This is a genomic window from Kushneria sp. Sum13 (assembly GCF_052692355.1).
This window is the reverse complement of record NZ_CP199847.1, coordinates 3,479,322-3,503,201: the sequence shown is the minus strand read 5'-3', so window position 1 is coordinate 3,503,201 and position 23,880 is coordinate 3,479,322. Positions and strand designations below refer to the sequence as shown.

Genomic DNA, 23,880 nt, shown 5'->3' with positions numbered 1-23,880 from the left:
CGAAGAGGCAGGCAAACTGCGACGTACCGGGGCGGGTCGGACAGGTGTCCTTCGCTTGCCCAAGAACCTTTCGATGGTCAAAGGAGACCGGGCATGACACGACGCCCTACCCTCAAACACATTGCCGAGCGCGTTGGGGTCACGGTCTCGACGGTGTCTCTGGCGCTGCGCGATGACGAGCGCATCTCGACGGCAATGCGCCAGCGCGTTCGAGAGGCGGCGGCGGAAGTGGGCTACATCTACAACCGCCATGCGGCAGGACTGCGCCGCGGCGACAGCGGCACGGTGGCACTGTGTCTCAACGATCTGGGCAATCCTTTTTTCACCGAGTTCATCGCCGCCATGGAGCAGCGTTTTCGCGCCGAGGAACGCATGATGCTGTTTTGTCATGCGCAGGAGTCGCTGACCGTTCAGGCCGATTTCATGCGTCGCATGGCCGAGCATGGGGCCTCGGGACTGATTCTGATTCCTGCGGCCGGTACGACACAGGAAGACCTCCACGGCGCAGAGGCCGCGCATCTGCGTCATCTGCCGCTGGTGCTGCTGTCGCGGGATGTGCCGGGTGCCGAAGTGGATCGAGTGATCAATGATGATGCTCGCGGCATGGCGCTGGTGATCGAGCATCTGCGTTCGCTGGGGCATCAGCGCATTGGCTGGCTGGGCGGCGGCAGCAGCACCTCAACGGCGCAGGCGCGGGAACGGGCCTTCAGGGCAGCGCTTGGGCAGGCCGGTCATCCGCCGGATGAGGCGCACATGCACCACGGCCCCACGACCCTGGCCTTTGGTCATCAGGGGTTTGAGACGCTCATGGCGCAGCCCGACCCCCCGACCGCGGTGGTCTGCTTTTCGGATGTCATCGCTTTCGGCGCGCTGTCCGCCTGTCACGGGCTGGGGCTGCGTCCGGGAGTGGATGTCTCCATTACCGGCTTTGATGACATGAGCGCCGCGGCCTATACCACACCGCCCCTGACCAGCGTCAGGGTCAGGACCGATCTGATGGGCGCGCGCGCCAGCGAGCTGCTGCTGAGCCGCATTCGTGGGGAAAAGGGCGCACCTCGAAGGGAGATGATGGCGCCCGAGCTGTCGATTCGCGAGACCACCGGGCCTGTGCGAAAGAAAGCTCGGACGTCAGATCAGGCTTAAACCCCCAGCAGGGTCAGCGCGGCAAAAAAGCCGGCCATCAGCAGCGCCACGGCGATGGCGACCGGGTTGCGCACGCGCTCGAACAGATAGTGAAAGAGAATCGAGATCGGCAGCGACACGAGAAACCAGCCGATGTAGTTGCTCAGGGGCACAATTGTTTCACCCCAGGTCCACATCTCGTGGTGAATGGCGACCGGTTCGATCAGCATGTCGAGCGCCACCATCAGACCTGCGCCGATCACGCCCTTGAGCGGTCGCGAAAGCCCGGGCAGCACACGCTGTACGGCGACATTGAGACAGTACAGCAGCAGTGCCCAGTTGACCCCGATGATCAGGGGCGTGTGCCAGAGCGTCGGCCCCAGCACATGGCCATAGGCGTAATCGCCAAACAACAGCCCCGTCGAGGTGCCGATCGCTTCGGCGACAAACCCCACCACGTAACATAGTGCCACGTAGCCCCATAGACGCCCGCGCGGGCCCGGGTGAAAGGCCAGCACCAGCCCCAGTGAGGCCAGAAGCGTCAGCGGCGTCAGGCGGATAAACTGATCGTGCACCGGCAGGGCAATGCCGATGACCCCGGCCAGATAGATCAGCGTCAACAGCACGATGACCGGCATGGGGCGCAGACGGCGCTCGGATGGGGCAGGAACCTGTGAAACCATCAAACATCGTCCTTCGGGTCAGGGGTGTGCCTTGCCAGCGGCTCACGCCGTGTCATGACATCGGTCATGATTTTGGCAGATAACAGGCACAGCGGCAGGCCGCCGCCCGGGTGCACGCTGCCGCCACAGAAATAGAGTCCGTCGACATGGCGGCTGTCATTCGGATGGCGCATGAAGGCCGCCATGCGATCATTCGAGCTGGTGCCATACAGCGCACCCAGGTGTGACAGGGTGCGTGCCTCGATGGTGGTCGGGTCGAACACACATTCCTCAACAATCGCCTCACGAAGCCCGGTACTTTGGCCTTCATCATCCTGGCCCTTTTCACCCAGCATCCGCTCGAGCTTTTGTATCACCTGCTCGCGGGTGCGCTCGATCAGCGCCGGCCAGTCCTGCTTTGGTGTGGCAAAGGGGGCGTTGATCATCACGAACCAGTTTTCACTGCCTGCCGGTGCGGCGCTGTCATCGTAGCGCGAGGAGATGCTGACATAGACGGTCGGGTCATCACACAGCGTACCCGCCTCCAGCGCTGCAAACTCGGCGGCGTAATCCTCGCTGAAAAAGATGTTATGCACATCCAGTTCAGGGAAGGATTTATTCACACCCCAGTAAAAGATCAGCGCCGAGGTCGATTTTTCCCGCGCCAGCACCCGCCGGGGCGCCGGGGCACCGGGCAGCAGCCGCTCATGGGTGAAAAACACATCCATGTTGCTGACCACACGATCAAACAACATTTGCCGATCATCTGCCAGGCGCAGCCCTACCGCGCGCGGTCGGCGCCCCTGCTTTTGGGTGAGAATCTCGGCCACCGCCGTGTTGAAGTGAAAAACCACGCCCAGGCGCTCGGCCAGGCCATACAGGGCGCGGCCGATCGCGGGCATGCCGCCTTCTGGTACAAAGGCGCCGGCGCCGTGTTCGAAGTGGGCAATCATCGAGAGCAGGCCCGGCGCGCGGTACGGGTTGGAACCGTTGTAGGTGGCAAAGCGGTCAAACAGCTGGACCAGATGCGGTTCCCCCAGATCTCGCTCATGCACCTGATGCAGGGTGCGGGTGAGGTCGAGCCGGTGCAGCCGGGTCAGGGCGTAGCCGACCTCCGGCGTCAGCCAGGTCCCTGGCGTGTGCAGCGACTTTTCCAGAAAGGTTCGCCCGGTCAGTTGATACTTTTCTTCCCCGTGGGCCAGCGTTTTCAGCACCCGCTGCGCCGGCACGCCCAGCACGCGCTCGACTTCCTCGGCAAAGGCCTTCGGGTCGGCGCGGGCATCCAGCCGGGTGCCGTCCTCCCAGGCGTAGCGACACACGGTGTCCAGACGCTGATAGCGAAAGTGATCGCCGGGCACTTCACCGGCGAGTTCAAACAGCTCGTCGATGTATTCCGGCATGGTCAGAAGCGAGGGGCCAATACCAAAGCGATACTCGCCCAGCACCAGCTCGCCGAGCTTGCCGCCTGCCGTGGCACTGGCCTCGAACACCTCGATGTGCGCGCCTTCAAGACGCAGGCGGATGGCGGCGGCCAGCCCCGCGATACCAGCGCCAACGATGCCGATGCGCGGGGCAGCGTGTGTGCGTGGCTCAGGCATCCAGCCAGCGCACCGCAATCAGTCCGCGCTGGCGCAGCAGGTGCTCATCAATCTGGTCGAGGGCATCGAGCCACGCCATGGCAAAGCTGCCCGGCCCCTGGGCATGCTCCTCGGCAAGCTCGGCGGCCACGGCGACATGGATGTGAGCAGCTACGGCGGCGCACAGCGGGTCACGCACCACGGCGCAGTAGGCCGCAATGATCGCGCCGAGTGCACAGCCGGTGCCGGAGACCCGTGGCTGCCAGTCGCTGCCGCCGCCGATCTCGACCAGCGCCGGGCCGTTGTGATGGCGATCCAGCAGCGGCCCGAGCAGCATGTCCACCGGCCCCGAGGTCGAGACCGTACAGGCCTGGGTCAGCAGCTCGCGCGCGGCGTTGATGGCGCTTTGGGGGCTCATGGCGCTGTCCACGCCGCGCCCGGCGCCATCGTGGCCGGCCAGCCCCATGATTTCCGAAGCGTTGCCGCGTACCACCGTGGGCCGATGTTCCAGAAGCTCCAGCGCCAGACCGTGGCGCCACGTCATGCTGCCCGCGCCAATCGGGTCGAGCACCCAGGGCTTGCCTGCCTGATGGGCACCGCTGGCGGCCTTGTGCATCGCCTTGACCTGATCCCCCTGCGGCGTGCCCAGATTGACCAGCACCGCATCGGCCTGGCCGGCAAAGCGCCCGGCTTCTTCGGGATTATCGATCATCGCAGGCGTCGCACCCGCGGCCAGCAGTGCGTTGGCGACCAGATTGACCGTGACATTGTTGGTCAGGCACTGCACCAGCGGCTTTTGTGCCTTCAGCGCCCGGTGGGCCTGAACGACCATCTCGATGGTGGGCTCACCGCCCGGTTGCTCGCTCATGCCCATCATGGACTCCCTTGGCTGTCATGAAAAAACAGGGTGATCAGAAAAAAGGTGGTCTGACGCGTCAGGATCAACGTTACTCATCTTCGCTCGGGGCGACCAGATAATCGACCGCCGCTGTCACTTCCTCATCGGAAAGGGACTTGTTACCACCGCGTGCCGGCATGCCGCCAATGCCCTTGATGGCGTGGGTATACAGGGTCTGCTGCCCCGCTTCCAGCCGCTCGGTCCAGTCGTTTGACCCCCGCTGCGGGCCGCGTCCACCGTCATGACAGCCGGCACAGTTGTCGTCATAGATCTGGTGGCCGTCGATGTCATCGGCATGGGCAACGGCAGTTGTGCCCAGAAGGCCTGCTACCAGGGCAGTGCTCGTCATCAGGGGCGTGAAACGGGTGCGCATGGTCTTGTCCTCAAGCGTGGTCAGGTCAGGTGATTGTTATGATGTGAAGGTCAGTATAAAAGAGCGCGCGGCGCTTGCATGGTGTGGTGTCGGGAAAGGCATTCGGCCCCGCCCGAGAGTGGACAGTAGCAGGCGCGAGCGGTAGGATAGCGCGCTGTCTTTCCCGTGAAGACACTCCGCGCGCTTGTAGCTCAGCTGGATAGAGTACCGCCCTCCGAAGGCGGGGGTCTTGGGTTCGAATCCCAACAAGCGCGCCACTTCCTCTTCCCTGCAAGACCTTTCCCGTTTTGATACTGCTACTGAGTCCGCTCAGGGTTCCGCTTGCTCTTAAAACCATTTATAGAACATATTCGACTAGTAGTTTACTAGTAAGCGAATCATGAATTGTTATTCACTAATAAAAAGTGTTAATAAGTTAATTTATTTTTGGCGGTTTTATGCTTGTTCAAGTTTGATCGGTTCTAAGGGCACTTCAAAATAGTGTAAAATAATTGTTAATTTTAGTTGCATTTTGCCGTAAAACTATTGGTTGGAAGTATGATAAGTGCTAAACAAACCACAAAGTTGTTCAGCAGCAAGCGTGTGAAGGAAATATCTCAAGGAGATTTTTCTTTCGCTTTTGAAGTCGCGCGTTTTTATATAGATGAACTTGAAGATGAAGTAAAAATTAAAGATATTTTCGATGTTTGCTTCAAAGATTTGTCAAAAAAATATAGGGCAGAGTATTTTTTCAAAAATATAGTGGCTGAGAAGCTTCTCTTGGGTAAACATTCATTAAATACTGCAACTATTATTCCCGAATTTAGAGTGGGAAGTAGTAAAGCAGATTGTGTAATGATAAACGGCAGTTCAACTTGTTATGAGATAAAGTCTTCGTATGACAACCTTGATAGGTTGCCGGAGCAAATAAAGCAATATAAAAGTATTTTTGATAAGGTGTGTGTGATCACAAGTAATGCACATTTAAAAAAGGTGCTGAATCTAATGCCCCTCGATATAGGTATAATCGAGCTTACAGGGAGAAATACGCTTAGGACACACCGCGAGCCGAAAGTATTAGATCATGAGATAAACGTCTCTGTTCTAATGAGATCTCTTCGGGCTAGTGAATATAAAGAAATTGTGAGAGAGTTGTACGGGTTTGTTCCAGATGTAAAAAATACAGATATATATATTGAGTGTGAGAAATTACTTGAAGTTTGTTCGCCGGATCAGGTAAGAAAAACTTTTTGCGATGTGTTGAAAGTTAGCAGGAAAGTGAAAAAAGACTTTGTTACTAAACTACCTAAGTCGTTGTTGATGGCTGGCATCAGCTATAGCCTTAATAGTTTGCAACAAGAGAATCTTCTAGATAATTTAAGTAAAAAAATTTCCAAGGAATTTTTATGTACTACCCAATCCTTCGAGGAAAGCAATTCGAGCTCATAGTTTTGAGAGAAATTGCAGCCTATATTTCCCCTGACTTTATTAGGCCTGTGATAGAGCCGGTAAGAAGTAATGTTAATCCCTTGAAAAAAACGATAGAAACTCTTTCGAGTTGTAATATAACCCCTTTGGTTGTTTTAAACCCAAAGATCGGGGATTTTTCTAAAGAAAGTTATAAAGAGGATCTGGTCGAAGAGCTCCAAGGTCTGCAGGGAAAATTTTCTCCTTGTTTTAAAGTTTCTACTGTCGATGAGTTAGATAAAATTTTAGAGAAAGGGTTTGAATTAAATCAGGCGGCAGTTTTTGTTGAGGGTGGAGTAGATAAAGCAATGATATCTAGTCTTAACTCCGCTCAAGACGTGTTGATCAACAAAGATAAGGTTAATTCTCAAGTTTTTAGTCTTTTAAACAAGTTTGTTTTATATTCTGATTCTTTTGATAAGAAAACAAGGAACGCCGATTATAAAGAATTTTCTTCTTTTTCTTCATTGCATGTAGATTGGAAGAATTATGGAAATGCAGTTGGCTTTGGCGATTACACTATACTAAGTGAGGACTATACAGAGGCGGGTGGGCCAGCCTATGTAGTAACGATTCATTTGAGTTACATAGATCATGAGGATTTTGATTCTATGTATGTTAAGCATTTTTCATCTTTTGATGATGGATCGCCTGCTAATCCAGGAGGAAAGTTTAAATCAGCTTTAGGAAAAGTGGTTGAGTTTGTTGATCAATGCCCTAACGTTTTTAACAATACGAAGGGATTGGAAGAATTGCTTGAGTTGTATGGAAATCCTTATCCAGGGCTTGGTCAAGTGAAGAAGTTTACTATAAAACATCACGTCGAGACTGTATGCGATTTTTTGAGAGATAGCCATGTCTGAACGTTGTTGCGCAAACTGTTTTTCAGATGTAACTATAAAAGCAAAAATCGAAAAAGAGGGTGTTTTAGGACGGTGTAAATATTGTGGTGCCCAAAAGGTAACATGTCTTGATGTAAAGTTTTTGGCTGATAAGCTGGAAATATTTTTGTACAGGCTTATAGAGGACGAAGCGGGTGAAAATTTTAGTGAAATACTGTCGTTATATGGTATATTTTCCGAGAGCATAAAGCAAAAGGATAAATTTGTTTTTGATGTTTTTGGATATGATGTAGATAAAAAATATGCTTTTTCCTTCGATTCCGGCAGCTATCAAAATCAATGGGAAGGTTTCAAGGAAGAGATTAAGCACGGTAATAGGTTTTTTCCAAGAGCAGAAATATTTTCATCTCTATTTGGCCGCGGCGTTGAAGATGGTGAGGCCGTTTTCTATCAATTATTAGAGCAATTAAAAATAACAATCAATACCGATGATTGTATGTATCGTGCACGTATATCGGAGGATAAGCTTGGGGCTGAACAAATGAGCTGTCCACCGAAAGAAAAAGTAACAGGAGGTAGAGCTAACCCTGTAGGAATACCTTATTTGTATTTGGCTGAAAATATAAAAACCTGTATATCCGAAGTGCGTCCAAATAATACAAGTAAGATTTCGGTGTCAAAGTTTAAGCCAGTTTCAGAGTTGTCAGTGTTAGATTTAACTGATCCAAGGAAAATGTGTTCCGCCGCTACTTTTGAAGAAGAGCAGTTAGAAGCCGTGCTAGGCTATCTTAATCTTTTAGAGAAATTCTCTTCAGAGCTTTCAAGGCCGATCAGACCTGAAAGTAGTCATCTGGACTATATACCCACACAGTTTTTGTGTGAGTTTATTAAAACTGTTCCTGGAATCGATGGATTGGTTTTTAATAGTTCTTTGTCAGATGGTAAGAATTATGTGTTCTTCTTAGAAGAAAAGCTGAAAGCTGAAGAGCCTTTTCTGTACGGAGTTACTCGGATAGAACATTCTTATGAGGAGCTAAAGTAGTTGAAGTCGACAGTTTCTTTAAATTTTCTGTTTTGAATTTTTATATTTGATATCGTGTTGAACGTTTTTAATGGCTTTCGATCAAAGTGCTTGTGCGTGCCTATGTTGTAGACTGCAATACTTTTTACTTTTAATCCTGCACTTACGATTTACACAATGTTTGAGATCTCATGGACATCGAACGACTCGGCAACGGGCTGGCGTTTTTAAAGGAAGCCGAGCGGCTCAAGAGCGTGCTGCGCACGGCGTACACCACCACCGGGCGGCAGGAGGATACGGCGGCGCATACGTGGCGGCTGTGTCTGATGGCGATGACGTTCGAGCGCGAGCTGGCACCGCTGGACATGACGCGCGTGTTGAAGCTCTGCGTGTTGCACGATCTGGGCGAGGCCATCCATGGGGATCAACCGGCGGTTGCCCAGAATGCCGACAAGAGCGCGCAGGAGCGTACGGATCTGCTGACCGTCATGGCGCCGCTGGATGAGGCGTTAAGGCTGGAATTTCTCTCCCTGTGGGAGGACTACGAGCAGGGCACCACGCGAGAGGCGCGGCTGGTGAAGGGGCTCGACAAGCTCGAGACCATTTTGCAGCACAGCCAGGGCGATAACCCGCCCGACTTCGATTACGCGTTCAACCTCACTTACGGGCGAAATCAGACCGATGCCGATCCGGTGCTGATCATGCTGCGTACCCTGGTCGATGGCGAGACTCAGCGGCGTATCGATCACTTTGAATAGGGCGCTCGCGCCAACGTGTGCCGCCTAAACCAAAACACCCCGACCAGTTGGCGCTGTCGGGGTGTTGTGTATGCGCTCATGACAGGGCCTGCTAAAACTCAAGTTTTCTTTGGGACGCACGATATATTCCAGTAGGGGTGATCCTGGCATTTTGCCAGGCGAATCTGGAGTACGGTGTCGATGGCCATACAGCACTCTGGTTCAGAGGGTCGCAAGGGCGCAAAGACTGATGATGTGAAGAGGTTACGCCAGCAGGGCTTTACCTTGCTCGAGATGTTGATCGTGGTCTCGGTGCTGGCCATTTTCAGCTTGGTCATCACTCCTTCCTACCAAAAAGTGATGGCTCGTCAGGAGCTGAGTGACGTTTCCAATGCACTACTTGTTTCCCTGATGTACGCCAGAAATCAGGCGTCAACGCATAACCATTCAGTCAGGATATGTCCGCGCGGGAGTAGTCATGAATGCGGTCAGCACTGGCAGAATGGCTGGCAGATCATGATGGCTGACAAGGGAAATAATTTCCGCACTATCGATAGTAGTAATGCCGAGAATAGTGACATTGATGCGAGGCTCATTTCCGAAGCGTATGGCTCTGGCAGCAAGGCTGATCCCATCCTGTTCAACACAATGGGATACCTTTCTTCTACCGTCAGTGGATTCATGATCGTCAATGAAAGCGATGTTCGCTATGTGTGCATCAGCATGAGCGGGCAGGCGTCGGTGAGGTCCATCTCATGCGATCTGTAAACCGCCATGATCAGGCTGGCTTCGGCCTGCTCGAACCCCTGATTGCCATGTTGATCATCAGTATCGCGGCCATGGGGCTTTTGGCACTGATCACAAAAAGCATGCAACAGTCGACCCTGAGTCATGAGCGCTCAATAGCGGTCAGTCAGGCGTCCAATCTGATGGAACAGCTCTGGGCCGGGATTTGCGCGCTCCCCGAGCAGGGCTTTGTGACGATCGAGTCGCAGTGGCGCGAGCAAATGCGCTTATCAACGGCCAACCCACTGTTGCAGTCCAACTGGCAGGCAGCGCCGCTACAACATTCACTGTTTGATGACGAATTGTCTTATCGGGTTGAAACCACCATTTCCTGGCGAGGCCATGAGCAATCTTCCGGCCAGCACCTCACCCTGGTGGCCATACTTCCCCGGGTGACCTGCTCGTGAACATTGCGAATCGTTCTTCAGTGGGCCACAACGCGCGCGCACGCAGAAGCGAACAGGGCCTGACGCTGCTTGAAATGATGATTGCCCTTGCCATCGGCAGTTGGGTGATCATGGCCGTGATAGGGCTCTACCTGTCGGTGGCGCACGCCGCGCTTTTCCAGCAAGGCCTTAACAAGGACCAACAGGGCCTGCAGTATGTTCAGCACTTCTTTTCCAATCGCCTGCAGCAGGCCAGTGCCGTCAGTTCCGACAGCACCTCAAACGTGCTGGTGCTGCAATACAGGGGGGCGCTGGGCAGTCAGGGTCAGATCACCGATTGCACCGGGCAGGCTCATGGCGATAGCAATGACTGGCTTGAGTCCATCGCTTTTGATGAGGCCGGGCGAATCACCTGTCATGGGGCGGTGCTGCTTGACGATGTTGCCGATTTATCCCTGCGCTATGGCGTTGATCAGGATCGCAACCACTATCTACAGGAAAGAGAATACCTGAGCGCTGGTGATCTCAATGATGCAGATTGGCCCAAGGTAGAGGCAATACGTGTCGAGTTTAGTGTCATCAATAACGATAAGACCTTGCCACATACCCATCTGCTTTATTTTGCACTACATCAAAAGATCATGGGCCGGGTGAATCATGAGCCTCTCTAAACCCGGACATCAGTCGGGTTTTTCGCTGCTGATTGCGCTGATCGTCCTGTCGCTGTCCTTGATGCTGGCGATGCAGGCCTACAGAACCGTGTTATATCAAACACGCATGTCGATAGATCATGAGGGCAAGACACAGGCACTGCTCGCCGCCGAATCCGGCGCCCTGCGGGCCTACACCCTGCTGTCGCGATCTCCAGACGACAGGCTTTTAAAGGCAGGCCAGCGCTGGGAAGGCGATGACATGGCCGGTCATGTCGATGGCATTGATCATCACGTCGTCTCCATGGTGGCGCCTTCTTCTCGAGGCAATCAAACCACCCGCGCGACAACGGCCGAATACTGGATCGATAGCGTGACGCGCGAGGCTGCCAATGGCGGTGATCTGATCACCATCAAAAGCGTTGGACGCGGTATCGATAACACCATGGCCAACATGACATTGATTGCGCGCCTGTCACAGGCAGACAGGGGCGTTTTTGATGCCTTGATCCAGTCACGGGGCAATATCAGCCTGGTCGGTAGTGGCAAAATAGACAGTTATGATTCCAGCAAGGGCGCCTACGGCGGCAGTAATGTTAAAGACGGTGCGGTGGTGGTCAGCAAGGGGGCGGCTTCCGTCATCACGCTAAACGGTGGGTCACCCATCAATGGCAGCGTGACCGCGCAGGGAAGCGTGATCCTGAATGGCTCTGCCAAAGTGACCGGCGATATTAACGCCGGGGGAAATATAGATGTCGCTGGCGGCGGGAGCAGTGTCGGTGGCAGCCTCTATAGTGGCGGTAATGTTGTTATTGAAAGCAGCGGTCAAATAAAGGGCAACGTTAACGTCAACGGAGATGTCACGGTCAACAGTTACGGTGCCAGAATTGAGGGCGACATCAGTGCCGGTGGCACGTACAACAGCACGGCTGGCGACAGCAATGTTGCCCAGGGCACGATCACGCAACATCAGGGGAAAACGGTCACCGTCAATGCGGTCTCTCCACCCGATGTGGCATTGTCTTCCACTATGTCAGCCCTTGATGGGCTACCCGATTCAGGAAACATGAATGTCGGGCCATGGCGCTACAATCAGGTGCGTATTACGCCAACGCAAGTGTCCTATTACGACCCCCAGTACAACGTCCAAAGCTGGTTAATCGACAGTGCGTCCATACTGACGCCGGATGTCGATGTCTTCGGAACCAAATCTTCCGTGCTGAATTTAAAAAACTTCTCGGTGTTCAGTAATGGGCATCTCTTTGTCAGTGGCGGAGACGTCGTGCTTTACGTAAATGGCGATGTCGGCATTAGTGACAGTGCCATGGTCACAATTGCCAAAGGTGCCACGCTGACCCTTCTGGTCACCGGTCGTTACTCCCTGACGGGCGCCGGGGCCATAGACGTTGAATCGGGCAAGGTCATTGATAGTCGCGGTAAACCCATTTTTTCCCTCTACTCAAGTTACGCCAAAATCAACGGTCAGGCGGGTGTTGCCATCTCCGGTGCCGCCAGCACTTATGCCGTGATCCATGCGCCCGATACCCGTGTAGAGGTGTCGGGAAGTGGCGAACTTTATGGCGCACTGGTGGCCGGCGAGCTTTCAATTTCAGGTGCCGGCGGCGTGCACTATGACGAGGCGCTAAAGGGCGCCACGGGGGGGCATGGTGAAAAGGCGGGACAAGGCTGGAAGATTGAACAACTGATATATCCGGCGAATCAGGAATAAGACGTCATGACCTGCCATGACGGCCCGCTGCTCAAGCGACGGTGAGACCCGGTGCCGGATCGATGGTGGCCAGTAGCGCCTTTTCGCCTTCCTGTTACTGCCTGAGCTTTAAAAGACAAAACCCCGATCAGCGAACGCTGGTCGGGGTTTTTGATTGAGCCTTGGAGCAGGCTGCCTCTCGTTCAGGCGGGTTTTGCAGGCTTTACCGTGGTGTTGTCTTCATAGTCATAGTCGTCATCCAGACTGTGCTCGGGGTCGTTAAGCTCACCGCGCATGAAGGCGAGCAGGCGTTCGTCGGCTTCGCTGTCCTCGGCGGTGGCGTCAAAGCGGTGGCGGATGACAATGCGCGCGCGCTGATGGTTAAACAGCCCGCCAATCATGAAAAAGGCGCTGCCGACCAGAAAGAGCGAGGCCAGCAGATTATGCAGCTGGTCATGGTCCGCCACGCTGTCAAAGCCCCAGAGATAGGGGATGGAGGCGACCACGAACAGCACCGAGCCCACCACGAAGGTGACGGCGGTCAGGTTCATCAGCTGGAGGGTGAGCAGGGCGGAGGCGCGAATCACCATCATGACGTTGAGGCAGGCGCCGATCAGAAAGAGGACCGAGCCGATGATGAACATCCACGCGCCGATCTCGATCCAGTGCCACCAGGAGAGAAAGAACAGGCTGCCCACGGCGTAAAGCACCGTGCCGATGATATAGACCCCCAGCGAGATGAGCTCCAGCAGCTGCGAGGGCGAGGTCTTTTTGCTGTCGCTCCAGAAGCGGCGTACTTCGATGACGTCATGGGCCTGAACGACCAGATAGACCAGCGAACCGACGAAGAACAGCCAGGCGCCGATATCGCGGATGTGTTCAAGGCGCGGGTAGAACATCACGCTGCCGACGATAAACATCACACCGCCCAGCTCGTAGAGCACCGCGTTGATGCCTTCCCAGCGGTAGTCCTTTTTGAGATCGCTCTTGCCACGACCCGGTCGGGCAGAGCGAGGGCGGTCGGTAAATAGATGCGGCATGGAGGTGGTCCTGCTGAGAAAAAGGAAAGTGTGGGTCGTCGTCGGCGCGTTGTATAGCGCTTCGGACAAGGCCTGTCATTGGATCATGAGCCTTCAGCCTTATCCGAAGGGGGGCGGCGGGGTCAGCGCTTCTTGCCGGGCCGGCTGCCCTGAGGGCGTGATGCGGGCTTACCGTTGGCGGGTTTGCCCTTGCCCGGTGGCTTGCCGCCCGGCTTGCCCGTTGTCATGGGCTTGCCACCCGGCTTGCACTGCGAGGCAGACCTGCAGCTGCCACCGGCCTTTTTACCGCCACCGGTGGGCGGCGCCTTGGCGGGTGCGGCGGGCTTGCGCTTGCCTTTGGCGTACATTTTATCCGGTGCCGGTTTGCCGATGCCGAGCGGGTCGGCCTTTGGCTTTTCGCTGGGCACGCTTTTTGGGCCTTTGGCGCGCGACGGTGACTTTGGCTTGTCTGGCGTCGGCCCGGCTTTTGAGCCTTCGGTCAGCTCGATGATCGTGTCGACTTCCCTTGTGGTCAGGTCGCGCCAGTCGCCGATGGCCAGTCCCTTGAGCGAGACGTTCATGATCCGGGTGCGGATCAGCTGCGTCACCTCATAGCCAAAGACTTCGCACATGCGCCGTATCTGACGGTTGAGCCCCTGCACCAGCGTGATGGTGAAGACGAACGTGGAGACCTTCTCGACCTGACAGCGGCGGGTCATCTGTCCCAGAATCGGTACGCCGTTTTGCATGCCTGAGATGAAGTCGTCGGTGATCGGTTTGTCGACCGTCACCTGATACTCCTTCTCGTGGTTGTTGTCGGCACGCAGGATGCGGTTGACCAGATCGCCGTTGTTGGTCAAAAAGATCAGCCCCTGGGAGTCCTTGTCCAGCCGGCCGATGGGGAAGATGCGCGCGCCGTGTTTGACGAACTCGACGATGTTGTCCTTCTCGCTCGATTCGGTGGTGCTGACGATGCCCACGGGCTTGTTGAGCGCAATCAGGATCAGGTCGTCTTCTTCCCGGGGTTCGATCTCCTGACCGTTGACCGTGACCCGATCCCCCGCGACCACCTGATCGCCCGTGGTGGCACGTCGGCCGTTGAGCCAGACCTTGCCCTGTTCAACAAAGCGGTCGGCCTCGCGACGAGAGCACAGGCCGCTTTCGCTGATGTATTTATTGATTCGGGTCGATGTTCGTAATGGCATGGCGTTTCACAGGGTTGGAAATGGTTGAGCGTGGTATCAAAAAACAGCGAGCGTTCGGGTCTTTTTTGCCTAAAGCGTGGCCGGCAGGCTCTGATACGCTGCGCGACAGATCAAGCGTGTCGTGTGGTGACCGGCACATTTTCATCAAAGGAGCGGTCATCTCCCCATGAGCACGTCACGGGTACTCGATTTTATCAACGGCTTTCGCAACAGTATCGCCTACCTGACCAGCATCATCATCACGATCTATGTCGTGCTGGGGCTGGCCGCTGTCACGCTGGAGGTCAACACCCTGCCAGGGGTGCTGGATTTTCTGGATTTTGACCAGCCCGATACGGCCCGAACGCTTTTGAGCACGCTGATGGCAGGCATGATCTCACTTCTGGTGTTCAGCTTCTCCACGGTCATGTCCGTGCTGACTCAGGCCGGCAGCAATTTCTCCAACAAGCTGGTGTTTGGCATCATGACCGAGAAGCGCCACCAGCAGGTGCTGGGGCACTATCTTGGCACCATTTTATATCTGCTGATTCTGCTGCTGGTGCCGACCATCGGGGATACGCCGGATACCTGGCGCTCGCTGGCGGTCTATCTGGGGGCGGCCATGGTGATCAATAGCCTGGCCATGTTCGTCTTTTTCATTCATGGCACCTCCCAGTCCGTGCAGATCAATGCGATTACCCAGGGGCTGCTCGTCTCGACCCAGCTGTCGCTGGACAAGCTCAGGAAAAAACAGGCAAGCGACGAATATTGTCATCGCCCTGGAGGGTGCCAGCCCGTTGCCGCTTATCCTGTCTACTCCCGCGACAGCGGCTATATCCAGGGCGTGAACTTCAGCGCGCTGGCCAGAATTGCACGCCATCATGAGGTTGCCATCCATCTCGGGTTCACTTTTGGCGATTTCGTGGTCAAGAAGTTTCCGATTCTAGACATCGAGGCGGACGCAGCGCCGGGGGATGTGCTGGTGGACCGTATTCTGGCCTGCCTGGAATACGTCGAGGGGGAGTCCACGCGGGATCACTACGTCAACGGGCTGACGCAGCTGATGGAAGTGGCCATCAAGGCGCTGTCACCGGGGATCAATGATCCGGGCACGGCGCGGCTGTGTATTCACCAGATGACCGAGCTGCTTTCCCAGCGACTGACGCTGACGCCACCCAACATGCTGGTGGATGACGACGGGCGCTGTCTGATTTCCTGGCATGAGGAAAGCTTCGAGAGCCTGATGTTCAGGGTCTTTGATCCCATCCTCCACTACGGCGGCAGCGATCTGAGCATCTGCCTGTCGCTGTTGAAGGCCTTCAAGACGCTGTCCAACTTCGCACAGGCCGATGATCATCGGGTCATTCAGGCCCACGCCGACCGAGTGATCCAGCGCATGGCGGACCATTTTACCGCGCCGCTGGAAGTCGACTTTATCGAGGCGCGACTCTCAAGCGGTCTGCATCGTCTGCACATCAATGCCCGGCTGCCTGAACGGTCGGCAGCGAGCTGACGCCGGCCTGCCGGTTCATGGCCGGGCGTCAGCAGGGGCGAAATGCTTTTCCATCAGAATGCAGGGGCGGTCGGGGTAGTCGACCGTGCCTGTCCTGCGCCAGCCGTGGCGCTCATAAAGCGTCTGCTGGTGGGCAGTGATCAGATATAGCCGCTCTTCACCCCGCGCGCGTGCCGCAGTCTCGACTGTCTCGATCAAACGCGACGCCAGCCCTCGGCCGCGATAGTCAGGGTGAACGAACACGGCGGCCAGCCAGGGGCGCAGGTCCGGGCGTTTCGAACAGTCATTGTCGGCAAGGCTTGCCATGCCCACCGGGTAATTGCCGTGCTGAGCCACCCAGGTCAGCGGCAGGCCGCTACCGTGGGCGGCGCTGGCAAACAGCAGGCGGGTCTCTTCCAGCGTACGCGGGCTGTGTACACCCCACTGGCCATAGGCCCAGGCGCTACAGGCCTCGATGAATGCCGGACGGTCGTGGAGAGAAACAATCTCGATGGGCATGTTGGACAGCCGGTCAGTATCAGGGAGTATTGATATAAACCGGTTTGGTGCAACGTGTACAGCCGTTGCCTGCCGCCAGAGGGGCAGGAAACAAGCTCTGTTATTCCTTAAAGCTATAGATGATGAATGGCTTATTGTTGCCAGCTATCATAAAGAAAGCTGGACCTACCGTCGATATAACCAGTCACTCACTCATGAGAGACATGATCATGTTGACTCGCTTGAATATCGGCACACGCCTGGGGCTGGCCTTTGGTGTTCTCACACTACTTTTGATTGCCAGCGCTGTGGTCGGACTGCTGGGGCTTGGCAACATGAAGGACACCGCTGACAGGGCGATTAATACGGATGCCCTGCTGGCTCAGAACGCCCTGAACGTGCAGCGTCTTGCCCTGCAGGCGCGTCGTTTTGAAAAAGACAGTTTCATCAATATCGCTACACCTGAAAAGGTGGCCGGCTACCATGACAAGTGGGAAGCGTCGCGCCAGTCGTTGTCGCAGACTCTGACAGAAGGCCAGAAGCTTGCCCCGAGCGATGAGCTGCGCCAGCTCTACGTGCAGGCCGATACGGCACTGGAGGCTTATGCCGCGGGATTCAAGGCCATTTACCAACGCATTCTTGAAAATGAGCTGACCGAACCAGAACAGGCCAATGCTGCCTTTGGCACCTATAAGGAGCAGGTCTACCAGCTTGAATCGCTGGCCGACCAGATCAATACCGTCGCGGCCGCTCGTCTGGACAGTGCCGATGACACCATTGCTGCTGCCCATGTCCAGACCATGGCCAGTCTGCTGACGTTTGCTGGTCTTGCCATACTGGCAGCCATTGCGCTGGCATTTGTCATTACCCGCAGCATTACCCGCCCTCTGAATCGCGCGGTGTACGTTGCCGAGCAGGTCGCTCAGGGCGATCTGACCCAGGAGATCATCGTCACCGGACGTGATGAAACCGCGCAGCTTCTGATGGCGATGAAGAAGATGAACACCTCGCTCATGAATCTGGTGACCTCCATTCGCGAGACCTGCCAGAGCGTTCATGCCGGCGCCAGCGAACTCTCGCACGCCAGTCATGACCTGGCCGCCCGCACCGAGCAGCAGGCTGCTTCGCTGGAGGAAACCGCGGCCAGCATGGAGGAAATCTCTTCCACGGTGAAACACAACACCGAAGCGACCCAGCGGGTCAATACGCTGACCGCCGAGGCCACCGGCAGTGCCCGCAGCAGTAGCAGTGACGTGGTGCAGAGCCTGTCACTGATGAAAGAGATTGCCACGCAGTCCCAGCGCGTCAACGACATCCTGGGCACCATTGATTCGATCTCGTTTCAAACCAATATTCTGGCCCTTAACGCATCGGTGGAAGCGGCTCGCGCCGGCGAACAGGGGCGAGGGTTCGCCGTAGTGGCTTCGGAAGTCAGAGCGCTGGCCAATCGCAGTGCCACTTCGGCCGGCGAAATTCGCCAGCTGCTGGAAACCATGAGTCAGCGGATTACTTCCGGCGTGGTACAGGCAGAGCGTAGCGGTAGCAGCATTGAGCAGACCCGCAGCGCCATCGAGCAGCTTGCCACATTGATGAATGATATCGCGACCGCTTCGCGCGAGCAGGATGGTGGTGTGGATCAGGTCAACACCGCCATTGCCCAGATGGATCTGGTCACCCAGCAAAATGCGGCCATGGTCGAGCAGTCAACTGCCGCGGCCGGCATGCTGGAAGCGCAGGCCGGTCAGCTGCAAAAGCTTGTTGCAACCTTCCGTATTCGGGAAACGGCCGCTGCCTGATACAGGCGGTAGCAGGCCGGATATCAAAAGGCCCCGCATATAGCGGGGCCTTTCAGAGAGTATCGATCGGGTACTGACAATGCCTGCATGCTGCATAAGCGGTGGATGTACCGATACTAACCCTGGATACAAAAACAACAAGGCCCGCTTTCGCGGGCCTTGTTGTTCAGAGCCTCTCGGCTCAAAGACAGTTTAACCCGAAGGTTAGTCTGCCTGGACGTTCGCAGCCTGAAGGCCTTTCTTGCCCTGAGTCACTTCAAAGGAGACCTGCTGGCCTTCCTGCAGTGACTTGAAGCCTTCAGCCTTGATTTCGGAGAAGTGTACGAAAAGATCGTCACCGCCGTCAGAAGGAGAGATGAAGCCGAAACCTTTAGCGTCGTTGAACCACTTGACTGTGCCAGTAGACATATTCGAATTTCCTTGCGCATAAAGCGCTATAAAAAGTGACCGGGTGTTGCCCCAGATAAAGCAGGTAAAACAAGGGGGATAAAACCAGGCTACCGAAGGACTTCGAGTGCAACTGACTATATTCGACTTGCTAACCAACTGAGATCATCGTGGCATGCCAACGGGGGCAGGGTCAATCAAACGTTCGAAAAGAATTTACCCCCGGCAAGCGTCAACGACCACGAGGCCTTCTCACACTCTGGCCTCAAGCCCATTGTTGGCGGCCCCGGCCATCACTCGATGGTGATGACAAAATCGTCCCGATCACGACGCACCTTCGCACGCCCGGCCCCCTGATCGTGCTCGGCGCGATATCCCAGCGCCATGATGACCACGCTTTTGAGTCCCTTCTCCCGCAGGCCGAGCGCTTCATCCAGCCTGTCCGGATAAAAGCCTTCCATCGGCGAGGCGTCAACCTTCTCGATCGCGGCGGCGCTCAGCGCTACGCCCATGCCGATATAGGCCTGGCGTGCCGCCCATTCCAGACACGCCTCGTGGCTGCCCTTTTGATCCATCACACCCTTGATCATGTTGCGAAAACCGTCGAGCGAACTCTCGTCCAGGCCGCGGGTTTTGGCCATGCGGGCCACATGGTCATCGACCTGCGCCTTGAAGTCGCGATCGTGAACGGCAAAGACCAGCAGGTCGGAGCCTTCAATGACCTGGGGCTGCGGTGCAGCACTTTCATGCAGGCGCTCGCGCAGCGCCTGGCTTCTGACATGCACCAGCGACCAGGGGTGCAGGCCAAAGGAAGAAGGCGCCAGCCGGGCCGCGTCCATGATCCGCTCGAGCGTCTCTTCGGGCACCTGTTCGCCATTCAGGTGCTTGGCGGCGTAGCGCCAGTTGAGGGCATCGGTCAGTGACATGTCAAAATCTCCTTGATAGGCAAACGGGGCCTGGTCGAGTGCCGTGGACCATCGCGTAACGGCCACGCAAAAAGGCCCCGCCGGCGCAGTGCGCCGGCGGGGCCTTCGACACAAGAGGCGCGATTCAGTGTAGCTGACCGAACCTTTCGAGACGATCGCGCAGCGCCTGCTCCGGGCCGATCAGATCGATCAACTCGGCCTCGGTAAGCTCGATGTCACGATGTCGCGAGACGATGCTGGCGTAGTCATCGCCATCGGCCAGCGCCTGCTCGACCAGCAGGGAGAGTTCCTTTCGGTCGTTGATGGCAGCCGGATCGAAGCTCTGACGATTACGCTCTTGCTGAACGCGCTGCTCGCGCCGGCAGCGCAGTAACAGGTTGTCGGTAATAAAGGGGGCACTCATGGGCTCTATCCTTTGAGAGACGTACCACGCCATGCTGTTGCGAAACCACGGGCGCTGTCCATGCGGCCTTGGACGCATGGACCTGAACCATGCATCAGCGCCCGGCCAGCGCTCGGGTTCTACTCCAGCGCTGAGATCCTATTGGGTCAGGATGGCGCCAGGCATGTCGGGTGGTTCGATAGGACGAGAGTGATCGGCCCAGGCGCGCGCCCGGGCGTGCAGGTCGCGGGTGATGACCGAATAAGGGTGAATGCGTACGTCATCCCCGATGACGATATTGCCGAGCAGCTGGCTGTAGGCGCCAATGCTGACCCGGTGGCCGATGGTGGGGTGGCGCTTGGTACTGATATTGGCATTCATGCGCCTTGAGCCGATGATCACGCCATTGAGCACCGTGCAGTCCTCCCCGATCTCGGTGGTTTCCCCGATCACCGTGCCGGTGCCGTGATCGACCACGAAGCGTCGGCCGATCGTTGCGCCCGGATGAATCTCGACGCCGGTCGCAACACGCGCGGCGTGGCAGAGCTTCATCGCCATCAGCGGCTCGCGCGCCCAGCAGGCATGCGCCAGCCGATAGGTCGACACCGCAATGAACGGCGAGCAGCTTTCCAGGTAGCACTGTTCAAGCCCGCGGTGGGAGGGATCGCTTTTGATCAGGGCGTCCAGGTCTTCGGCAGCGAGCGTCATGGCAGCAGGATCATGACGCTCGCCGAGCAGCTCAAGCGTGGCGTGTTCCAGAAAGGGCGTCAGCCGCGCCAGGGTGTAGTAGTAGATGTTGTGTCTGCGCATCGGCGTCATTCCGAATCAGGACCTGTCAAACCTGCCGGTAGCAGGGGCCAGAGGAATACATGCCCGGCGCATTGAGGCGCCGGCGGCGGAGGGGCTCAGGCAGCGTGGCGCGTCCCTGTGGCCACCTCCCGGGTCAGATCCGGGTACCAGTGCCCGCCGTCATAGCCGAGCATGACGATATGGCGTGTCTCGAGGGCGGCCTGCTCACGCAACTGTTCGGCCACGGCCAGACATGCCCCGGTGGTGTTGCCCACGTGAAAGCCCTGCTCACGATAAAAGCGTCGCTGGGCGGTCATCGTGTCTTCGAGACCGACGCGGTACACGTCACTGACCAGCGTCCAGTCCAGAAAGGGCGGGGCGACGCCCACACACATACCTTCCAGCCGGTGATCGACAAAGTGCCCGGCCAGCGTGTCGCAGCCTTCGGGTTCGACCAGTATGGATCGCACATCGAAGTCCAGATCGCGTAGCGCCTGTACCACGCCGGTAAAGCTGGCCCCGGTGCCGGCGCAGCCGACAAACAGCAGCCGCCGGGGGACGCCGGCACTCAACAGCTGGCGGCCCAGTTCGACGCCGGTAACGCTGCGATGCGCCTGCACGTTATCGGTGTTGTTGAACTGATCGGTGTAGTAATAGTGGCGTCCCAGCGCGTGCTGGTGGGCCAGGTGATGGTCGATGACGTCACGGGGTGTGGCGCCCTCACGCAGCTCTGCCTTGCCGATCAGCTCGGCGCCCAGCCCCTCGAGCAGGTCGCGCTTGAACTGGCTAAAGCCCAGACCGATGGCCAGCGCGACATCGATGTTTCTTTTCTGACAGGCGGCCAGCAGGCCAAAACCGAAGTTGCCGCCGGTCTTTTCGATCACCGTGGTACGCCCGGGGATGATCTCGCCGGTCTCGATGGCACGCGCCACGATATGGCTGGCGGCGCGGTACTTGTGGCTGCCGCCGGGGTTGTCCAGCTCCAGCTTGATGGAAAACTGCGGATCACAGGTAATCAGGCGACTCATGCTTACGCCGCTCCCGAAACAAAGGCGCCATGGCGACGCCTGGAGAGCACCAGCATGACCCACAGCAGCATCATGGCGCACAGGACCGCCGTGATCAGGTTGGTGGTCTGCCAGCCAATGGTGGCCTGCAGCACGGCCGGCAGAAAGGCCCCAAGAGTCGCCATGACCGCAATGGCCATGTCGTTGATGCCCTGCAGTCGCACGGCGCGGGAGCTATCTCCGATGGTGTGGGCCAGCAGCGCCCCGCCGCCGATGTAGGTGAAGTTCCAGCCAAGGCCCAGCACGATCAGGGTCAGTGCCATGCTCAGCCAGCCTTCGGTGGCCACGTTGAGCAACGCCGTGGTGACCAGAAGACCCAGCCCCAGGGTGACGATGAACTGATGACCGAAACGGTTGATCAGACGCCCGGTGAAAAAGGATGGGATGAACATGGCCAGCACGTGCCACTGAATGGCGGTGTTGACGCTGTGAAAGGGCGTGTCCAGGGCGTGCATGTGCAGCGAGGCCTGAATCATCAGAAGATTCATCACGCCATAGCCCAGCGCCGAGACGGCAATGGCCAAAAGCACCCGGCGCTGTTTCAACAGCCGATGAGGCGTGGCGATATCGTCGTCGGTGGATTCACGCGGTGGTTGTGAAGCGCTTTTGGGCAGCGCCGTGGCAATGCAGGTGGCAAGAATCGCCAGCGGAATGAACAGGCTGTAGCTCAGGGCAAAGTGGCCATAGCCCGAGATATTCCACAGCACCGACGAGGCCAGCGGCCCGATGATGGCGGCCAGCACTCCGCCGGCCACCACCAGCGACATGGCACGGGATTTGAGGCCTTCGCGCAGCCCGTCGGTGGCGGCAAAGCGGTTGAAGTTGGCGAAGGCAATGTAGATGCCCAGCGTGCCATGGGCGATGGCCAGCAGCACAAAGCTTTCGCCCTGTACCGCCAGATAGCCCAGCGCGCCGGCCGCGGCGAGAAACACGTTGCCGATCATGAAACCGCGGCGCCGGCCCAGACGACTCATCAGCCTTGAGGCCGGGTAGGTCGCCATCATCAGCGTCAGAAACTGAACGCCGTAGGGCAGGGTGGCCAGGGTGTCGTTGCCGGCAATTTCGGCGCCCACAATGGCCGCCATGGCCACCGACATGACCGCGGTGGTCAGGTTGATCGACTGCGCGCCGAAGTAAAGCCAGGTGCTAAAGGGCAGAGGCGTATTCATGAGGCGGTCTCGACATGGCGTTCGGTGTCGACGCGATAGGCGCTCGTGTCGATATGGGCCTGATCAAAGCTGCAGAGCAGGCGTTCCTTGCTCTTGCCGATGTTCTTGCGCCGCACCTGTAGCGGGCCAACGGCGTCAGGCGTTTCCAGGTGGGTGCCGCCGCAGGGAATGTAAAGATCGCCGTACTGCCAGAAGCGCGCGTCAATGTGCTCTGGCAGATGGTCGGTAATGATCGGCAGATTGTCGGCCATCAGACGATTGGCCTCGGCCTGGATGGCGCTGACATCCTCGGCGTTGAAGGGCGTCTCCACTAGGAAATCAAAGCGCGCGGCATCTTCCTTGATATGACAGCCGATGGTCAGGCGCTTGAGCTCGGACTGGTGCGCCAGTGCCGCGGCATAAAGAAAATGGCTGGCCGTGTGGGAAAGAGTGAGCCGGGCACGGCGCTCGACATCAATGGTGATGGTGACCGGCATGTCGACCTCCAGTGCCCCAAGGCGGTCGATATCATCGGGGTGCACCAGGTGCAGGATCACGCCGCCGACTTTGGCCCCGGTAAATCCCTCTATGCTCAGCGGCGTGCCATAAAGCCTCTTGGTCCATATGAAGCGAAAGGTGCCCACTGGCGTTTCGATGGTGCCGATATCGGCTTCCTGACCGCCGCCTTCGGGAAAGGCCACGGTCCGGTCGAGTTCGATGGCCTCGGCATGCAGCGTCGCGATGCGCGCCTCGGTCTGATACAGATATTGATCAAGGTAATAAAGCTTGTCGGTGGTACGCATCTGACTTCTCTTCCTGTCGATAAACGCCTGATACAGGGACATGAACAAGGCCGGTGGTCGGATCGTGATCCCTGATGCTCACACGTTTTCAGGAGACTTGATCAAACAGTCAAAAAGATTTCCGGCTAACTGTTAGAGCGTTTTAACAAACAGTGATAGATTGCTGAAAAATCGATAAAAG

General features: G+C 56.9%; 25 protein-coding genes and 1 tRNA gene. 12 read left to right on the top strand and 14 right to left on the bottom strand.

What is annotated here, in order from left to right:
• Window positions 1-93 precede the first annotated feature (93 nt).
• Window positions 94-1,143, top strand: a complete 1,050-nt coding sequence (locus ACUN8C_RS16205) for a LacI family DNA-binding transcriptional regulator (RefSeq protein WP_445620189.1) — start codon at window positions 94-96, stop codon at window positions 1,141-1,143.
• Here the strand turns inward: ACUN8C_RS16205 and ACUN8C_RS16200 are convergent.
• The 4 genes from ACUN8C_RS16200 to ACUN8C_RS16185 form a co-directional block, all read right to left on the bottom strand.
• Window positions 1,140-1,805 carry a carotenoid biosynthesis protein gene (locus ACUN8C_RS16200; protein ID WP_445620188.1) on the bottom strand — a complete coding sequence of 222 codons (666 nt, stop codon included), beginning with the start codon at window positions 1,803-1,805 and terminating at the stop codon, window positions 1,140-1,142. The two genes, ACUN8C_RS16205 and ACUN8C_RS16200, sit on opposite strands and share 4 nt — an antisense overlap.
• A complete protein-coding gene (gene crtD / locus ACUN8C_RS16195) occupies window positions 1,805-3,382 on the bottom strand; it encodes a 1-hydroxycarotenoid 3,4-desaturase CrtD (protein ID WP_445620187.1) in 1,578 nt (525 codons plus the stop codon). The genes ACUN8C_RS16200 and crtD overlap by 1 nt, the downstream gene beginning before the upstream one ends.
• Window positions 3,375-4,229, bottom strand: a complete 855-nt coding sequence (gene thiM, locus ACUN8C_RS16190; protein ID WP_445620186.1) for a hydroxyethylthiazole kinase — start codon at window positions 4,227-4,229, stop codon at window positions 3,375-3,377. Before thiM ends, crtD begins: the two co-directional genes overlap by 8 nt.
• A 79-nt stretch (window positions 4,230-4,308) precedes the next feature.
• Entirely contained in the window at window positions 4,309-4,632 is a 324-nt protein-coding gene (locus ACUN8C_RS16185) for a c-type cytochrome (RefSeq protein ID WP_445620185.1), read from the bottom strand.
• A gap of 180 nt (window positions 4,633-4,812) precedes the next feature.
• Between ACUN8C_RS16185 and ACUN8C_RS16180 the strand changes: the two genes are divergently transcribed.
• The 9 genes from ACUN8C_RS16180 to ACUN8C_RS16140 all read left to right on the top strand — a co-directional run bounded on the left by ACUN8C_RS16180 (window position 4,813) and on the right by ACUN8C_RS16140 (window position 12,229).
• A tRNA-Arg gene (locus tag ACUN8C_RS16180) sits at window positions 4,813-4,889 on the top strand.
• Between the two features lie 325 nt (window positions 4,890-5,214).
• Window positions 5,215-6,060: a sce7726 family protein gene (locus tag ACUN8C_RS16175; protein ID WP_445620184.1), complete on the top strand. Its 846-nt coding sequence runs from the start codon at window positions 5,215-5,217 to the stop codon at window positions 6,058-6,060.
• Window positions 6,018-6,941, top strand: a complete 924-nt coding sequence (locus ACUN8C_RS16170; protein ID WP_445620183.1) for a sce7725 family protein — start codon at window positions 6,018-6,020, stop codon at window positions 6,939-6,941. The genes ACUN8C_RS16175 and ACUN8C_RS16170 overlap by 43 nt, the downstream gene beginning before the upstream one ends.
• Window positions 6,934-7,962, top strand: coding sequence for an RES domain-containing protein (locus tag ACUN8C_RS16165; protein WP_445620182.1), 1,029 nt, complete (start codon window positions 6,934-6,936; stop codon window positions 7,960-7,962). The genes ACUN8C_RS16170 and ACUN8C_RS16165 overlap by 8 nt, the downstream gene beginning before the upstream one ends.
• Before the next feature lie 170 nt (window positions 7,963-8,132).
• Window positions 8,133-8,699: an HD domain-containing protein gene (locus ACUN8C_RS16160; protein WP_445620181.1), complete on the top strand. Its 567-nt coding sequence runs from the start codon at window positions 8,133-8,135 to the stop codon at window positions 8,697-8,699.
• 180 nt (window positions 8,700-8,879) lie between these two features.
• Window positions 8,880-9,446 carry a GspH/FimT family pseudopilin gene (locus ACUN8C_RS16155; RefSeq protein WP_445620180.1) on the top strand — a complete coding sequence of 189 codons (567 nt, stop codon included), beginning with the start codon at window positions 8,880-8,882 and terminating at the stop codon, window positions 9,444-9,446.
• Entirely contained in the window at window positions 9,434-9,871 is a 438-nt protein-coding gene (locus ACUN8C_RS16150) for a type IV pilus modification PilV family protein (protein WP_445620179.1), read from the top strand. The genes ACUN8C_RS16155 and ACUN8C_RS16150 overlap by 13 nt, the downstream gene beginning before the upstream one ends.
• The gene (locus ACUN8C_RS16145; RefSeq protein ID WP_445620178.1) at window positions 9,868-10,521 is read left to right on the top strand and encodes a PilW family protein; all 654 of its coding nucleotides are present in this window, start codon (window positions 9,868-9,870) and stop codon (window positions 10,519-10,521) included. Before ACUN8C_RS16150 ends, ACUN8C_RS16145 begins: the two co-directional genes overlap by 4 nt.
• Window positions 10,522-10,762: 241 nt before the next feature.
• Complete coding sequence (locus tag ACUN8C_RS16140; RefSeq protein ID WP_445620177.1) at window positions 10,763-12,229, top strand: DUF7305 domain-containing protein; 1,467 nt, start codon at window positions 10,763-10,765, stop codon at window positions 12,227-12,229.
• Between the two features lie 182 nt (window positions 12,230-12,411).
• On the opposite strand, the gene ACUN8C_RS16135 is transcribed toward ACUN8C_RS16140, so the two are convergent.
• Both ACUN8C_RS16135 and rluF read right to left on the bottom strand, forming a co-directional pair.
• Entirely contained in the window at window positions 12,412-13,248 is an 837-nt protein-coding gene (locus tag ACUN8C_RS16135) for a YrhK family protein (RefSeq protein ID WP_445620176.1), read from the bottom strand.
• Between the two features lie 122 nt (window positions 13,249-13,370).
• On the bottom strand, window positions 13,371-14,432 hold the full coding sequence (gene rluF / locus ACUN8C_RS16130) for a 23S rRNA pseudouridine(2604) synthase RluF (protein ID WP_445620175.1): 1,062 nt from the start codon (window positions 14,430-14,432) through the stop codon (window positions 13,371-13,373).
• Between the two features lie 166 nt (window positions 14,433-14,598).
• Between rluF and ACUN8C_RS16125 the strand changes: the two genes are divergently transcribed.
• Window positions 14,599-15,924 carry a DUF2254 domain-containing protein gene (locus tag ACUN8C_RS16125; RefSeq protein WP_445620174.1) on the top strand — a complete coding sequence of 442 codons (1,326 nt, stop codon included), beginning with the start codon at window positions 14,599-14,601 and terminating at the stop codon, window positions 15,922-15,924.
• Between the two features lie 15 nt (window positions 15,925-15,939).
• On the opposite strand, the gene ACUN8C_RS16120 is transcribed toward ACUN8C_RS16125, so the two are convergent.
• On the bottom strand, window positions 15,940-16,422 hold the full coding sequence (locus ACUN8C_RS16120) for a GNAT family N-acetyltransferase (protein WP_445620173.1): 483 nt from the start codon (window positions 16,420-16,422) through the stop codon (window positions 15,940-15,942).
• Window positions 16,423-16,631: 209 nt separating this feature from the next.
• Here ACUN8C_RS16120 and ACUN8C_RS16115 point away from each other — a divergent pair, with 209 nt between their 5' ends.
• Window positions 16,632-18,197 carry a methyl-accepting chemotaxis protein gene (locus tag ACUN8C_RS16115; RefSeq protein WP_445620172.1) on the top strand — a complete coding sequence of 522 codons (1,566 nt, stop codon included), beginning with the start codon at window positions 16,632-16,634 and terminating at the stop codon, window positions 18,195-18,197.
• Between the two features lie 204 nt (window positions 18,198-18,401).
• On the opposite strand, the gene ACUN8C_RS16110 is transcribed toward ACUN8C_RS16115, so the two are convergent.
• From ACUN8C_RS16110 to ACUN8C_RS16080, 7 genes are all read right to left on the bottom strand, one after another.
• Window positions 18,402-18,605 (bottom strand): cold-shock protein, encoded by a 204-nt coding sequence (locus ACUN8C_RS16110; protein WP_086621314.1) that lies wholly within the window; start codon window positions 18,603-18,605, stop codon window positions 18,402-18,404.
• 272 nt (window positions 18,606-18,877) lie between these two features.
• The gene (locus ACUN8C_RS16105; protein WP_445620171.1) at window positions 18,878-19,510 is read right to left on the bottom strand and encodes a nitroreductase family protein; all 633 of its coding nucleotides are present in this window, start codon (window positions 19,508-19,510) and stop codon (window positions 18,878-18,880) included.
• Window positions 19,511-19,634: 124 nt separating this feature from the next.
• Entirely contained in the window at window positions 19,635-19,913 is a 279-nt protein-coding gene (locus ACUN8C_RS16100; protein ID WP_445620170.1) for a hypothetical protein, read from the bottom strand.
• Window positions 19,914-20,051: 138 nt separating this feature from the next.
• Entirely contained in the window at window positions 20,052-20,702 is a 651-nt protein-coding gene (locus tag ACUN8C_RS16095; RefSeq protein WP_445620169.1) for a serine O-acetyltransferase, read from the bottom strand.
• Between the two features lie 95 nt (window positions 20,703-20,797).
• Window positions 20,798-21,709 carry a pyridoxal-phosphate dependent enzyme gene (locus ACUN8C_RS16090; protein WP_445620168.1) on the bottom strand — a complete coding sequence of 304 codons (912 nt, stop codon included), beginning with the start codon at window positions 21,707-21,709 and terminating at the stop codon, window positions 20,798-20,800.
• Window positions 21,710-21,711: 2 nt separating this feature from the next.
• Window positions 21,712-22,917: an MFS transporter gene (locus ACUN8C_RS16085; RefSeq protein WP_445620167.1), complete on the bottom strand. Its 1,206-nt coding sequence runs from the start codon at window positions 22,915-22,917 to the stop codon at window positions 21,712-21,714.
• The gene (locus ACUN8C_RS16080; RefSeq protein ID WP_445620166.1) at window positions 22,914-23,699 is read right to left on the bottom strand and encodes a hypothetical protein; all 786 of its coding nucleotides are present in this window, start codon (window positions 23,697-23,699) and stop codon (window positions 22,914-22,916) included. The genes ACUN8C_RS16085 and ACUN8C_RS16080 overlap by 4 nt, the downstream gene beginning before the upstream one ends.
• Window positions 23,700-23,880: the final 181 nt, after the last annotated feature.